Source organism: Cellulomonas sp. Root485, from assembly GCF_001426705.1.
Lineage (GTDB): Bacteria > Actinomycetota > Actinomycetes > Actinomycetales > Cellulomonadaceae > Cellulomonas.
In genome coordinates this window covers 51,219-63,743 of record NZ_LMFC01000001.1, presented here as the reverse complement: position 1 = coordinate 63,743, position 12,525 = coordinate 51,219, and the positions used below count along the sequence as shown (strand labels likewise).

General features: G+C 73.0%; 14 protein-coding genes. 5 read left to right on the top strand and 9 right to left on the bottom strand.

The genetic code is table 11. The features are described from left to right. Positions 1-20: 20 nt before the first annotated feature. On the bottom strand, positions 21-1,238 hold the full coding sequence (locus ASD16_RS00345; protein ID WP_055911633.1) for a toxic anion resistance protein: 1,218 nt from the start codon (positions 1,236-1,238) through the stop codon (positions 21-23). 226 nt (positions 1,239-1,464) lie between these two features. Here ASD16_RS00345 and ASD16_RS00340 point away from each other — a divergent pair, with 226 nt between their 5' ends. Beyond that, on the top strand, positions 1,465-1,896 hold the full coding sequence (locus ASD16_RS00340; RefSeq protein ID WP_055911630.1) for a hypothetical protein: 432 nt from the start codon (positions 1,465-1,467) through the stop codon (positions 1,894-1,896). Here the strand turns inward: ASD16_RS00340 and ASD16_RS00335 are convergent. Next, complete coding sequence (locus tag ASD16_RS00335) at positions 1,893-3,596, bottom strand: SulP family inorganic anion transporter (protein WP_055911629.1); 1,704 nt, start codon at positions 3,594-3,596, stop codon at positions 1,893-1,895. The two genes, ASD16_RS00340 and ASD16_RS00335, sit on opposite strands and share 4 nt — an antisense overlap. Positions 3,597-3,675: 79 nt before the next feature. Here ASD16_RS00335 and ASD16_RS00330 point away from each other — a divergent pair, with 79 nt between their 5' ends. Genes ASD16_RS00330 through ASD16_RS00320 form a run of 3 tightly spaced genes read left to right on the top strand, consistent with a single transcriptional unit; the run spans position 3,676 to position 5,805 of the window. Continuing rightward, entirely contained in the window at positions 3,676-4,494 is an 819-nt protein-coding gene (locus ASD16_RS00330) for a dienelactone hydrolase family protein (RefSeq protein ID WP_055911627.1), read from the top strand. Next, a complete protein-coding gene (locus ASD16_RS00325) occupies positions 4,491-4,985 on the top strand; it encodes a GNAT family N-acetyltransferase (protein WP_055911624.1) in 495 nt (164 codons plus the stop codon). The genes ASD16_RS00330 and ASD16_RS00325 overlap by 4 nt, the downstream gene beginning before the upstream one ends. A gap of 4 nt (positions 4,986-4,989) precedes the next feature. Further along, positions 4,990-5,805: a VOC family protein gene (locus tag ASD16_RS00320; protein WP_055911621.1), complete on the top strand. Its 816-nt coding sequence runs from the start codon at positions 4,990-4,992 to the stop codon at positions 5,803-5,805. Here the strand turns inward: ASD16_RS00320 and ASD16_RS00315 are convergent. Genes ASD16_RS00315 through ASD16_RS00300 form a run of 4 tightly spaced genes read right to left on the bottom strand, consistent with a single transcriptional unit; the run spans position 5,789 to position 8,821 of the window. Continuing rightward, positions 5,789-6,154, bottom strand: a complete 366-nt coding sequence (locus tag ASD16_RS00315; RefSeq protein WP_200942784.1) for an HNH endonuclease — start codon at positions 6,152-6,154, stop codon at positions 5,789-5,791. The genes ASD16_RS00320 and ASD16_RS00315 overlap by 17 nt on opposite strands. Before the next feature lie 14 nt (positions 6,155-6,168). Further along, positions 6,169-7,716, bottom strand: coding sequence for an AarF/UbiB family protein (locus ASD16_RS00310; protein ID WP_157453741.1), 1,548 nt, complete (start codon positions 7,714-7,716; stop codon positions 6,169-6,171). Beyond that, positions 7,713-8,411, bottom strand: coding sequence for a hypothetical protein (locus ASD16_RS00305; RefSeq protein WP_235523056.1), 699 nt, complete (start codon positions 8,409-8,411; stop codon positions 7,713-7,715). The genes ASD16_RS00310 and ASD16_RS00305 overlap by 4 nt, the downstream gene beginning before the upstream one ends. A 35-nt stretch (positions 8,412-8,446) precedes the next feature. Beyond that, positions 8,447-8,821, bottom strand: coding sequence for a hypothetical protein (locus ASD16_RS00300; RefSeq protein WP_055911608.1), 375 nt, complete (start codon positions 8,819-8,821; stop codon positions 8,447-8,449). A gap of 187 nt (positions 8,822-9,008) precedes the next feature. On the opposite strand from ASD16_RS00300, the gene ASD16_RS00295 reads away from it, so the two are divergent. Continuing rightward, positions 9,009-10,094: a right-handed parallel beta-helix repeat-containing protein gene (locus tag ASD16_RS00295; RefSeq protein WP_055911605.1), complete on the top strand. Its 1,086-nt coding sequence runs from the start codon at positions 9,009-9,011 to the stop codon at positions 10,092-10,094. A 4-nt stretch (positions 10,095-10,098) separates the two neighbouring features. Here the strand turns inward: ASD16_RS00295 and ASD16_RS00290 are convergent, their stop codons facing one another. From ASD16_RS00290 to ASD16_RS00280, 3 genes are all read right to left on the bottom strand, one after another. Beyond that, positions 10,099-11,133 carry a NosD domain-containing protein gene (locus tag ASD16_RS00290; protein ID WP_055911602.1) on the bottom strand — a complete coding sequence of 345 codons (1,035 nt, stop codon included), beginning with the start codon at positions 11,131-11,133 and terminating at the stop codon, positions 10,099-10,101. A 99-nt stretch (positions 11,134-11,232) separates the two neighbouring features. Further along, positions 11,233-11,868 carry a VanZ family protein gene (locus ASD16_RS00285; RefSeq protein ID WP_082570517.1) on the bottom strand — a complete coding sequence of 212 codons (636 nt, stop codon included), beginning with the start codon at positions 11,866-11,868 and terminating at the stop codon, positions 11,233-11,235. Continuing rightward, positions 11,865-12,497: a M15 family metallopeptidase gene (locus tag ASD16_RS00280; RefSeq protein ID WP_082570516.1), complete on the bottom strand. Its 633-nt coding sequence runs from the start codon at positions 12,495-12,497 to the stop codon at positions 11,865-11,867. Before ASD16_RS00280 ends, ASD16_RS00285 begins: the two co-directional genes overlap by 4 nt. Between the last annotated feature and the right edge of the window lie 28 nt (positions 12,498-12,525).

Genomic DNA, 12,525 nt, shown 5'->3' with positions numbered 1-12,525 from the left:
CTCTGCCCACCCAGGCCCACTCAGCTCGTGCCGAGGTCGAGCGAACCGCTGGCCACGTCCGTGGTGTCCGCACGCTTGACCCGGTCGAGGTAGCTGCGCGCCTTGGTCGTCTCGGTCTCGAGCACGCCGATGGTCGTCGCCATGGAGTCGAGCGCCTTGACCTTGAACGTGTCGATCGAGTCCATCGTCGCGTAGATGTCCGAGAAGGCCTGCTGCAGCTGCGGCAGGCCGACCGTCGCCTGCGCCGCCTGCTCCTGGATGCCCGCCGACTGCTCCTTGAGCATCTTGGCGGTCGACGCGATGAGCCCCGTCGTCGTGGTGTTCAGGGCCGTGATCTGGTCGAGGACCAGCCGCTGGTTGTTCAGTGCCTGGGCGACGATGACGGCGGTGCGCAGGGCGGCGACCGTGGTGGTCGTCGCCCGGTCGACGCCCTTGATGAGCTCGATGTTGTTCTTGATGATGATGTCGATCGCCAGGTAGCCCTGGATGGAGACGGCCAGCTGGGTGAGCAGGTCCTGGTGCTTCTGGCGCACGTAGAACAGGACGTCCTCGCGCAGCGCCTTGGCACGCGCCGGATCCGTCGCGTCGAGCTCCGCGACCGTCGTCGCCAGGCGCCGGTCCAGCGACTCCGCGACGTAGATGTACTGGTGCAGGCGGGCCATCGTGTCCCAGAGGTGCTGCTTCTCCAGGTTCAGCGCCGCGTTGTCCTTGCGGAGCTCGTCCTGCCCGTTGTAGAGCGCGCGGACGATGGCGTCGATCTGCTTCTGCGAGCTCTCGTACCGGCGGAAGTAGTCGGTCAGCGAGTCCCCGAACGGGATGAGCCCGAGCAGCTTCTTGCCGATCGTGGCCTCGCTGGGGTCCAGGCTCTCGACGGTCTTGCGCAGGTCCAGGAGCGACTTGCTGACCTGCGACGTCCCGGACACGCCACCCTCGCGGAGCTCCTTGACGGGCATCTGGAGCAGCCGGTTCGACGTGTCCGCTGCGGCGCGGATGTCGGAGTCGCCCATGAGGCGGATGTCGTCGGCCTTGCCGGCCATCTCCGGGGACCCGATCTGGGCGGCCATGAGTCCGTCGACGTAGGCGTTGACCTTGGCGTCCAGGCCCGGCAGGGCTGCCTCGGGGATCTGCGGGGCCATCGCGGGGGCAGCCGTCGTCGCGACGGGCGCGACCGGCGCGGGCGCCTCCAGGGCGAACACCGACTGGGGTGCGGGGGGCTGCAGGGGGGCTGCGTCGGTCATCGTCGTCCTTCACGTCCAGCTCGGCGCAGAGGGCGGTTCGCCCGCGTCCTCAATGGTCATCAACGAAGGTCATGGAATGGTCAAGTCGTCCTCACGCGGACACTAGCACGGGGGGTCGACGGCGAGGCCGGTCCGCTCGACCGGGTGGTCGATTTCGCCTCTCGGCGAACGCGCGGCGCCCGCTGGGTGCAGGATGGACGACCGACGACGAGCACGGAGGTCCCCTGTGTCCACTGACGACCCCACCGACCGGCCCGACAGCAAGGCGCCCATCGACGAGCGGCTCCGGCGCCTCGGCATGGCCAAGGACCTGCAGCGCGCGATGGCAGCAGGCATCAGCAAGCTGCCCGTGAGCGAGACCACGAAGAGCTCGCTGACGTCGAAGAGCGCCACCGCGGTCGTCGTCGTCGGGGAGACCGGCGTCGCGCTCGCCAAGGGTGCGGTCGAGGCCGGGAAGGGTGCCGTCACCGCCGCGAAGGACGGCGGAGAGGCGTTCCAGCGGACCCGCCAGGAGCAGGCCACCGTCTCCCACGTGGTGCCGGAGCCTCCGGTCGACGTGACCAGCCGGCTGGAGCGGCTGAGCCAGCTGCACCGCGACGGGCACCTCGACGACGTCGAGTACGCCGAGGCGAAGGCGAAGGTCATCGCCGGGGACTAGGGCACGTCGCGCGCCTGCGCCCGGTGGGCCTCGACCGCGCGGTGCACGCTCCCGTGCAGCCGGTCCGCCCCCAGCCGGTCGACCACGCCGTCGCGCGTGAGCGTCGCGCGCACCGACGGCTTGACCCGGGCCAGCCGGACCGTCACGCCGTGGTCCTCCGCCAGGGCGAGGATCTCGTGCAGGGTCGCGGCCCCCTGGGCGTCGACGATGGTGATCGCGCCGCAGTCGATCACGATCGCCGACAGCCCGGGGTTGGCCTCGGAGACCTCGCGCACCCGGTCCTCCAGGGCGTCCGCCGTGGCGAAGAACAGCCCGCCGTCGATGCGGATCACCGCGATGTCGGGCTCCGGCTCGTCGTCCTCGTGCTCGCCGAGCTCGCGGAACACCTGCGTGCCACGCTCGCGGACCATCAGCGGCAGGGACGGCCGGGTGGTCACGGAGATCAGCCACAGCAGCGACAGCCCGATCCCGACGAGCACCCCCGCCAGCACGCCGACGAGCACGGTGCTGACGAGCGCGACGATCGCGATCCAGAAGTCGAACCGCTGCACCCGCGCGAGCCGGCGCAGCGCGGCCACGTCCATCATCCCCATGACGACGGCCTCGATGATGATCGCCGCCAGCACCGCCGTCGGCAGCCCGGAGAACAGCGGCGCCAGGAACACCAGCGTGAGCAGCACCATCGCGCCGGAGGTCAGCGACGCGACCGGCGAGCGCGCTCCGGTGCGGTCGTTCAGGGAGCTCGCGGACAGGCTGGTGGAGACGGGCATGCCCTGGAGCAGACCCGCTCCCACGTTCGCGGCCCCCTGCGCGAACGACTCCTGGTCGATGTCGACGCGGTAGCGGTGCCGCGCGGCGAACGTGCGGGCGTCCCCGGCGGTCTGCGAGAACCCGATCATCACGAGCGCCACGGACGCGAGCGCGACGGTCGCGACGTTGTCCAGCAGCAGCGCGACGTCGGGCACCTCGACCGACGGCAGGCCTCGGGGCACGTCACCGACGAGGGCCACCCCCCGCTCCCCCAGGTCGAGCAGCCAGGTGGCGAGCAGGCCGCCGACCACCAGGACGAGCGCGCCGGGCACGCGCGGCGCGACGCGACGCAGGCCGAACACCGTCACGAGCGCGACCGCGCCGACGACGACTGTCGCGCGGTTCACGTCGCCGAGCGTCCCGAGCCAGGACCACAGCTCCTGCGGCGGCGTCTCCCCCTCGGCGCTCGTGCCGGTGAGCTTGGGCAGCTCCCCGACGACGACGTCGATCGCCGCACCGAACAGGAACCCCGTCACCACGGCCCGGGACAGGAACTGCGCGATCCAGCCCATCCTGAGCACCGCGAGGAGGAGGAACACGACGCCCGACACGAGCGTGATCCCCGCGACGAACGGCGCGGCCTGCGCACCCGTCAGGCCGACGGCGAGCACGGCGCTCGCAGCGACGGCGGCCAGCCCGGAGCTGGGGCCGGTGGAGATCTGCTTGCTGGTGCCGAAGATCGCGTAGAGGAGCGCCCCGGCCGCGGCGGCGTACAGGCCGTTCTGCAGCGGGATGCCCGCGATCCCCGCGTACCCGAGGTTCTTCGGGACGATCAGCGCCGCGACGGCGACGCCCGCCGCCACGTCGGCACGCAGCCACCGACGGTCGTAGGTGCGCAGCACGCCGATGATCGGCACCCGGTCCGACCAGCGACGACGCTTCGCACCCATGTCCGGACACTAGCGACGGACGCTCCGCGCCGTCTGCCCTCCGCGGGTACGTTCGTCCTGGCACCGATCGGGAGACACCATGGGCGCACGCACCTTCGGCTGGGAGCACGTCGACCACGACGTGGCGCTGCCGGGCGTGCCGCTGCCCTGGCCGGTGCACCGCGTCGGTGCCGGGCCGCCGGTCATCGTGCTGCACGAGCTGTTCGGCATGACCGAGATGTACCTGTCCTTCTGCTACCGGCTGGCCGACGACGGGTTCACCGTCTGGATGCCGCAGCTCCTCGGCTCGTTCCCGTCCCGCTCGGTCGTGCAGCAGGCTGCCGCCGTCGGCGCCCTCTGCATCTCCCGCGAGATCGACGTCCTGCGCAGCGGGCGCAGGAGCCCGGTCGTCACCCCGCTGCGGGAGCTGTCGAGCAGGGTGGCCGCGACGCACAGCGACGACCGGGTCGGCGTCGTCGGCATGTGCCTCAGCGGCGGCTTCGCGCTCGCGCTGGCGGCGGCCCCGAAGGTGGTCGCGGCCGTCGCCGCACAGCCGGCGCTGCCGGTGCGCCCGTTCTGCGGACGCGCGCTCGGGCTGTCGTCGCAGGACGTCGACGACATCCACGACCGGCTCGTCGCGGGCGAGGTCGAGGTCTTCTACACCCGGTTCGCGCGCGACCCGATCAGCCCTCGGAGCCGGATGGTCGCGACCGTCGCGGCGCTCGACGGCGGCGCCCGGGTGCATGCCGCGCAGCTGCCGGCCGAGCCGTTCGGGGTCCTCGACCACGCGGTCCTCACCGCGGCGCCGGAGAAGTACGCGAAGCGCGAGGGCCCCGACGCGGAGCTCGCGCAGGAGCGCCTCGCCACCGCCGCTGCTGCCGTCAGCGCGTTCCTCACCAACCGGCTCCCGGGCCCGTGACTGCCGACCTCCCCCTGCCGGCCACCCCGGCCGACGTCGACGACATCCATGCGCTGCGCCGGTCCCTCGAGGACTGGATGGCCGCGAACGGCACGGTGCAGTGGCCGCCGGGTTCGCTCCCGCGCGAGCGCATCGCCGCCCAGGTCGGCGCCGGCGAGTGGCACGTCGTGCGCGACGCAGACCTCGGCCTCGTCGCGACGGTCCGGCTCCTGTGGACCGATCCCGACTTCTGGGGCGACGACCACACCCCGGCGGTCTACGTGCACGGTCTGATGGTCGACCGCCGGGCGACCGGCCGCGGTCTCGGCACGGCACTGCTCGACTGGGCGGCCGCACGAGGGCGCGACGCCGGGGTGGACCTGTTCCGGCTCGACTGCCGGACCACCAACCCCGTCCTGCGCGCCTACTACGAGCGGTACGGGTTCCGGGCGGTCGGGCAGCGGGACTTCGACGACTTCTCGTGCACGCTGCTGGAACGGTCCCTACGTTAGAACCATGCAGCGGACCTATCCCCACGGCGTGACGTCCTGGGTGGACCTCGAGCAGGCCGACGTCGACGCGGCACTGGCGTTCTACGGAGCGGTCCTGGGCTGGACGTTCCACGACGCGGCACCGCCCGACGCACCGTTCCGGTACGTCATCGCGCAGGTCGACGGGCTCGACGTGGCGGGCATCGGCAGCGGCGCCACGGACGGCCCCGGCTGGCAGACCTACGTCGCCGTCGACGACCTGCAGACGACCCTCGACGCGGTCGTCGCGGCCGGCGGGACCGTCACCACCGGGCCGACCGTGGCCGGCGAGGGCGGGACCTGGGCCGAGATCGTCGACCCGTCGGGCGCGGTCCTGCGGCTGTGGAAGGCGAATCGTCGACTGGGCGCGCAGCTCGTCAACGCCCCCGGCACCTGGAACTTCAGCGACCTGCACGCCGACGACCCGGCCACCGGGTTCTACCAGGCGCTGTTCGGGTGGGAGTTCTCCGACATCGGGTTCGCCACGCTGATCCGGGTGCCCGGCTACGGCGACCACCTGGCCGCGAGCACCGACCCGGACCTCTACGAGCGTCAGGCGAGCGTCTCGGCCCCGCCGGGGTTCGCGGACGCGATCGGCTGGGTCGCCCCCGCCGACGACGATGGTGGGCCGCACTGGCACGTGACGTTCGCGGTCGCCGACCGGGACGAGACCGTGGCACTCGCCACCGCGCACGGCGGCGAGGTGCTGACCACCGAGGAGTCGCAGTGGGCGCGCACGGCGACCCTCCGGGACCCGCAGGGCGCGGTGTTCACCGCGAGCCAGTTCACCCCGCCGGAGTGAGCGGGAACCGCTGCGCCAGCTCCGCCTGGACCCGCACGTGCTTCTCGAGGAACCCCCGCTCGTCCAGCCGCTTCCGGCGCAACCAGCCGGTGACCTCGTCGTTGCACTTGCTCGCGTTGCACGACCCGCACGCCGGAGCGATGTTGTCGAGGGTGTAACGACCGCCGCGGGAGATCGGCAGGACGCAGTCGCGCTGCAACGGCCGGTCCGTGGCACCGCAGTACGCGCACCCGCCCCAGGCCGACGTGAGCGCGGCCCACTGCTCGGCGCTGAGGTCGTGCTCGACGGCGGCCATGCGGCGCTTACGGCGCGCCGCGTACCGCGCCTGGCGTGTCCCCTTGGCCGGCATGGTCGCCACGCTAGTCAGTGGTCGGCGGTACCCGGGGCAAGCGCGAGGGCGGGTCGCTCGCACTCGAGCGCGAGGAGGAGCCCGGCCCAGCCGCCGGTGAGCACGTCGACCGGCTCGGGCGTGTGGGCCTGCGCGCACAGCTGCGCGGCGACGTCGCGGGCCACCTGGAGCAGCGCCGGCCGCCCGGTCCGTGCGTGCGCGGCGAGCGCGCGGTGGGCGCGGCCCAGCGGGCTGCGCGGGTCGGGGGCGGGGGGCGGGACGTGCCCGCAGCGGCTCGCCCAGACGAGCGCGAGATCGTAGGCGTACGGGTCGCCGGTGAGGGTCGCGACCCGGCCGGCGAACCAGGCGACGTGGGCCGCGCGGGCGTCGTCGGCCGTGGCCCAGACCGACCCGGTGACGTCGAGCGCGGCGAGGGCGTCGGCCAGGTCCGGGGCACTCGTGCGCGGTTCGACGGGTGCGCCGACGAGCGCGTCGCGCAGCGCCCGCACCGAGCGGTACCGGCGCTGCGGGTCGGTGGACAGCGCCCGGCGCAGCACGCGCTCCCCGGTCGGCCAGGGTGTGGCCCCGACCGCGACGAAGGGGCGTGGCCGGTCCTGCGCGATCCGCCGCAGGGCCTCGTCGCGCTCGCACGCCAGGTCCAGCGGCGCTGCGCCGGTGAGCAGCCGGTACACCACGGCCGCGACCGCGAACTGCTCGGCGGACGCGTCGAGCGCGGGGGTGGGCGTCCCGGACCGCAGCGCCGCGGCGCTGGCCGGGTCGAGGTACTCCCCACCTCCGGGGCGCGGGGGCGGCTCGCTCGCGGTCCCGGCCAGGCCGAAGTCGATCAGCGTCACCGTGCTGTCGCGGCCGACGAGGACGTTCCCCGGGTGGACGTCACCGTGCAGGACGTCCCGCTCGTGCAGGGCGACGTAGGCGTCGAGCACGGCCACCGCGATCCGCCGTCGCCCGTCGGCGTCGGCCACCAGGGCGGCCAGGTCGGCGGGGTCGCCGTCGACCTCGTCCAGCACGAGCGTGCCGCCGGTCGACGACCGCTCGTGCCACACGAGCCGAGGCGCGACGGAGCCGTCGAGCCGGGTCAGCGCCGCGAGCTCCCGGGAGACGAGGCCGGGGCCCTGGGCCTCGTCGTCGACGACCTTGACGACGACCCGGGTGCCGTCCGCCAGCACCCCGCGCCAGATCTCGCTGTCCCGCAGCACCCGGATGCGCCCGGTGATCGTCGCGGGTCCGACCACCTCGCCGATCCGGTGCCGGTCCTCCAGCGACCGCGCGGGCGCCGTGCCGTCCGCGACGAGGACGTCGGTGCGGGTCAGCGCGACCAGCACGCCGAACGACGCGTCGAGCGTGGCCATCGGGTCGGCGCCGACGTCCGCGCAGTACGCCAGGATCGCGTCGACCAGCGTCGACGGCTCCCGGAAGTGCTCGAGCAGCGCCATCGCGTCGCTCGAGATCAGCTGGGGCGGGACGCGGCTGCCGCGCCGTGCGACGAGCACCTCGTCCTGGTCCGGCATGGGCACCGCCTCGACGTCGGCATGCAGCAGGTACTGCACCTCGGGGGCGCTCATGCCGGCACCCGGGCGTCGGGGCGCCACGTCACGACGTCGTACTCGTCAGCGAGCGCATCCAGCGCCGAGTCGGCGACCGCGTGCGGCTGTACGTCAGGACCCAGGTGGGCGCGTTGTCGGTGGAGCTCTCCGGCCACCGCGCGGCACAGGACGGCCCGCCAGCTCTCCCGCTGCCGGTCCTGCCCCCGGGACACGATGCCCGTCGCACCGACCTGCCCGGTGAACGGCACCCCCTGCGCGGCGAACCCGTCGAGCACGTCCGCGAGGGCGGCGGCGACGGCATCGGCTCGCGGCGCCGACGGGAGGTACAGCACGATCTTGTCGGCGCGGTGCAGCCCGGCCGCGTCGGCGCCGACCTTCCACGACGGCACGTCGAGGGCCACCGCGGTCGCGAAGACCAGCGGCAGCGCGGCGGGCAGGCAGGGCGGCGTCGGGCTCACGTACACCTTGTGCACCTGCGCGGACGTCTCGACGCCGGGGGTGGTCCACCCGTTCCAGTGCTCCGTGCGGGAGCGGTCGTAGCGCTCGATCCCGGGAGCCGACCGTTCCGCGAGCTGGACCAGGTGGTGCGGCCAGCGGGGGTCCTGGCGCGGGTCGGCGGCGGTACCGCCGGACCGGTAGAGGACGGCGGCCAGCTCGTCGGGTCCCACCCGTCCGGCGAGCGCCGCCACACGGACGACCACCGTGCGGGTCATCTGTGCGAGGCGACCGCCGGACGGCTGCGACATCGTCAGCCCTTGAGCACGGACTGCGCGTACGCGATGTCCTCGGCCGACCCCTGCAGCGCGTCGATCTGCTGCTCGACCGCCTTCAGCGTCACCGCGAGGCTCTCCCGCACGGTGTGCAGGTCGGCCTCCGCGAGGCGCCGGGCCGGGTTCACGATGGGGGTGAGCCACGACGGGATCGTGTAGAAGGTCGTGTCGTCGGCGGGCAGGAAGACGCCGCCGCCGCCCCCGCCGGCACGGACCTGGGCGATCTGCGGCGACAGTGCCGCGATCTCGATGATCGGCGACGTCTCGGGGATCGTCGGCGGATTGGTCAGCTTGTCGTGCCACTGGAACTTCGGCACGCGCTGGACGTACAGGTCTTTCACGTAGAAACCCATGGCTCCCCCTCCAGAGATGCCCCCGCCGTGCGGCGTGAGGCCGAGCGACCCGGGCTGGGCCGTACGGACGGGAAGAGGGTGGGTCGGGACCTGGTGATACGGACATATCGGGTGTATCCGGCGTAACGTGCGTGTCCTCCTCGAGGGTGCGCCCATCAGGGGACGCCCCGATCCCACGGAGCACACCATGCGAACGACCTCTGTCCTGGCCACCGCCGCCCTCGTCGGCACGGCCGTCCTCGTCGCCACCCCCGCGAACGCCGCGCCGCTGGTCTGCGGCTCGACCGTGACCGTCAGCTCCTCGCTCACCACCGACCTGACCTGTACGGGTCCCGCGCCCGCGCTGACCCTCGGCGCGGGAGTCACGCTGAACCTCAAGGGCCACACGGTCAGCGGCCCGGGCACCGGGGTCGGGATCCTCGTGCCGCAGGACGGGGACGTCGTGATCCGCAACGGCACGCTCACGGGCTGGGGCGACGGCGTCGACACCGGCGGCCCGGTGGACGAGCCGCGCACGGGCACGGTGGCGGTGGACCGGGTCACGGTCACCGACAGCGGGACGGGCGTGGACGCGTCCGGCGAGCTGCCGTTCTCCGGCGGCAAGGCCACGACCGTGACGCGCAGCCACTTCGAGCGCGTCGGCACCGGCATCAACGCGTCGTGGTTCGCCGACGTGTGGGTCAGCGCCTCGACGTTCACGGACTCGACCCTCGGCCTGCGCGTGGACACCTCGGTCGCCGACGTGTCGGGCTCCCGGTTCGTCGGCAACGGGACGGCGATCGCGGCGACCGAGGGCGAGGTCCACGTCCACGGCTCGACGCTCGCCGACAACACGACCGGCATCCAGCTCTACTTCATGGGTGCGGCCACGGCCGACGCGAGCACGTTCCGCGGCAACGGCGTCGCCGTCAACGCGCTGGGCTTCGTGCCGCAGCTGGCGCTGACGGGCAACACGTTCACGGCGAACACCCAGGCCGTCGAGCTCGGCGACGTCGACGGCACGATCAGCTCGAACGTGTTCCGTCGCAACGGCTCGGGCGTGCACGGACAGTCGACGGCCACCAACGGCCTCGTCGTGCAGGACAACGTGCTGCGGGGCAACGGGGACGCGATCGTCTTCGACGCCGCCGACGCGAACACGTCGCTGGGCGGCAACACCGCGACCCGGAACAGCGGCTGGGGCATCTACGCGCCGGGCGTGACCGACCTGGGCGGGAACATGGCCAGCGGCAACGGGAACAGCCCGCAGTGTGTGGGGGTCTCCTGCTCCTGAGCGCTCAGCTCCGGGTGGGGCAGACCACCCCGGTGCACTGCGGTTCGAGGCCGTTGCCCTTGGCGACGTTGCCGCCGAGGTCCGTGGCGCCCGGCGCGTAGATGCCCCACCCGGAGTTCCGCACCGCCCGGTTGTCGCCGAGGGAGACCGCTGCGCCCTCCTCGGTGACGATGCCGTCGCCGTTGCGGGTGAGGGTGTTGCCGACGATCTGGGCCGGCCCGTCCCAGATGCCGCCGCTCGGTGCCGACGCCGTGATGCCGACCCCGTTGTCCCGGAACGTGTTGCCCACGACGTTGCCGGGGAGCGAGCCCAGGCTCACCGCGACGTCGTTGCCCACGAACGCGTTGTCCTGCGCCGTGACGAACGTCCATCCGGACGGCGAGACGACCTCCTCGGAGCCCGCGATGGTGTTCCGGACCAACGACAGGTTGGCGATACCCACGAACCCGGAGAGCCGTCGGTTGTCGACGAGCGTGCTGTCCGAGAACGCCGCGCTGCCACCGTCGGAGATCGACGAGATGACCACGTCGTTGCGGATCAGACGTGAGTGCGTGACCTTCACGTCCGAGAACCGCTCCAGCGCGAACACCGTCGAGTTGTCCACGACCTTCGAGGAGTCGATGACGAGCGGTCCGCCCCAGTCGTTCGCGTGCGCGACCGTGCCGTTCCCGTCGATCCGCAGGCCGGCCAGCGTCACGTTCCACGCGAACGCCCCCCACGCGTTCTCGACGACCGTCCCGAATCCGGTGATCCGCCCGTTGCGCACGTCGAACGGGAACACGTCCAGGTCGGTGGCCTGGAGCGCGAACGCGACGTCGCCACCGCGCAGGGTGTGCCCGCGCAGGTCGAGCGTCGCGGGCGGGACCACCGTGAACGCGACCCCGGGACACGTGAGGTTGCGGTCGAGGTGGTGGTCTCCGGTCAGGACGTCACCGCACCGCGCGGCCGTGCCCGGCGGCGACGCGTGGGCGGGCACGCCGAGCGCCAGCACCGCGGCGGCGAGCAGGGCGGTCAGGACAGGACGTGCGACGAGCCTCATGGCGACCCCCGGTGGACGCGCGACGCACGCCGCCCACGGCGTCGGCGCCGGTCTGATTCATCCATAGTTGCCCTGTTTGTCACGATCCAGCAAGGCTGGCTAGAAGGTGAACACCGCATCCCGAGGCAACCCGTCGCGGGGGGCTCCGGGTGGCCCGCAGGGTACGGAGGGCGTGCACCGGACGTCCTCCGGCGGACCGAAGCGCATCGGCGACGCGACGACGAGCACGCCGGCCAGGACGGCGAGCACCGTCCCGATCGTGCAGGCGCGGGTCAGGACCGTGGTGGTGCGCGCCCCGAACTTGCGCTGTGCGAGGGCGAACAGCCCGAGCCCGACCAGGCCTCCGGCGGTGTTGACGACGACGTCGGTGAGGTCGGAGCTCCCGACGGCGAGGACGTACTGGAGTACCTCCAGGCCCAGGCTCGCCGCCGCGAACGTGCCCGCGGCCTTCCACCACGGCCACGACGGTGCGAGGAGGCCGAGGTAGAGGCCGAAGGGGACGAACAGCGCGAGGTTGGCGACGACGTCGAAGCGCGTGCTGGCACCCGCATCGTCCGTGGCGACGAAGGGGACGAGCTTGACGATGCGCCACCCCGCGTCGCCGACCCACGGGAGCTCGAGCTTCCACAGCACGACCCACACGAGCAGCGCGAGGTAGACCGCGAAGAGCGCGACCAGGCGGGTCCGCGGGCGGGTCTGCGGGTCGGCGGTGGCCGGCTCGGCTGTCGTGATCACTGCTGCATCCTCGGGTCCTGCGTCGGGTCGGTGTACATCGCGGGGCAGCCGCCGTCGACGGCGTCGGGGCGCAGCTCGTAGTGCCACGACTCGTTGGCGTAGACCTGGCACAGCCCGTACGCGGCTCCGTGCTCCGACAGCCAGGAGATGGCCGCCCACGGTCCCACGTCGATCGCGGCACCCTGCACGTGAGGAGACGTGTCCGGAGTCGCGACCCACCGGGCGGCCTCCGCGGCCGAGCCGTACTCGGTGACCGCGTCGCGCAGCAGCTGGTCCTGGTACCCCGCCGACCGCCAGCCGCTGGTGACGACGAACGTGATGCCCTCGTCAGCGGCATCGGTCGCGGCCTGGCGGAGGGCGGCGAGCAGGTCGGCGTCGAGGTTCACGACCGCCGGGATGTCGTCGTCGAAGACCGTCACCCCGTCCGGGACGCTCCCGTCGGCGCCGGGACCGTCCTGGCGGGGAGGCAGGGCGGGCGCCTCGGACGTCGCGGAGAAGGAGGCCGCCGACTGCTGGTCGCCGAGGAACCCGACGACCGCGGCCACCATGACGGCGACGCCGACCACCAGGGAGATCACGGTGGCGGAGGAACGGCGCGCCGGTGGTCGCGCCTGGGTGCTGGAGAACATCGCTCCAGCCAACGCGACCGCGTGTTGC

Bases quoted from the DNA above. Each gene is read 5' to 3' on its own strand.
- ASD16_RS00345 (WP_055911633.1), bottom strand. From the start codon at position 1,238: ATGACCGACGCAGCCCCCCTGCAGCCCCCCGCACCCCAGTCGGTGTTC.
- ASD16_RS00335 (WP_055911629.1), bottom strand. From the start codon at position 3,596: ATGGGTGCGAAGCGTCGTCGCTGGTCGGACCGGGTGCCGATCATCGGC.
- ASD16_RS00330 (WP_055911627.1), top strand. From the start codon at position 3,676: ATGGGCGCACGCACCTTCGGCTGGGAGCACGTCGACCACGACGTGGCG.
- ASD16_RS00320 (WP_055911621.1), top strand. From the start codon at position 4,990: ATGCAGCGGACCTATCCCCACGGCGTGACGTCCTGGGTGGACCTCGAG.
- ASD16_RS00315 (WP_200942784.1), bottom strand. From the start codon at position 6,154: ATGCCGGCCAAGGGGACACGCCAGGCGCGGTACGCGGCGCGCCGTAAG.
- ASD16_RS00310 (WP_157453741.1), bottom strand. From the start codon at position 7,716: ATGAGCGCCCCCGAGGTGCAGTACCTGCTGCATGCCGACGTCGAGGCG.
- ASD16_RS00305 (WP_235523056.1), bottom strand. From the start codon at position 8,411: ATGACCCGCACGGTGGTCGTCCGTGTGGCGGCGCTCGCCGGACGGGTG.
- ASD16_RS00300 (WP_055911608.1), bottom strand. From the start codon at position 8,821: ATGGGTTTCTACGTGAAAGACCTGTACGTCCAGCGCGTGCCGAAGTTC.
- ASD16_RS00295 (WP_055911605.1), top strand. From the start codon at position 9,009: ATGCGAACGACCTCTGTCCTGGCCACCGCCGCCCTCGTCGGCACGGCC.
- ASD16_RS00290 (WP_055911602.1), bottom strand. From the start codon at position 11,133: ATGAGGCTCGTCGCACGTCCTGTCCTGACCGCCCTGCTCGCCGCCGCG.
- ASD16_RS00280 (WP_082570516.1), bottom strand. From the start codon at position 12,497: ATGTTCTCCAGCACCCAGGCGCGACCACCGGCGCGCCGTTCCTCCGCC.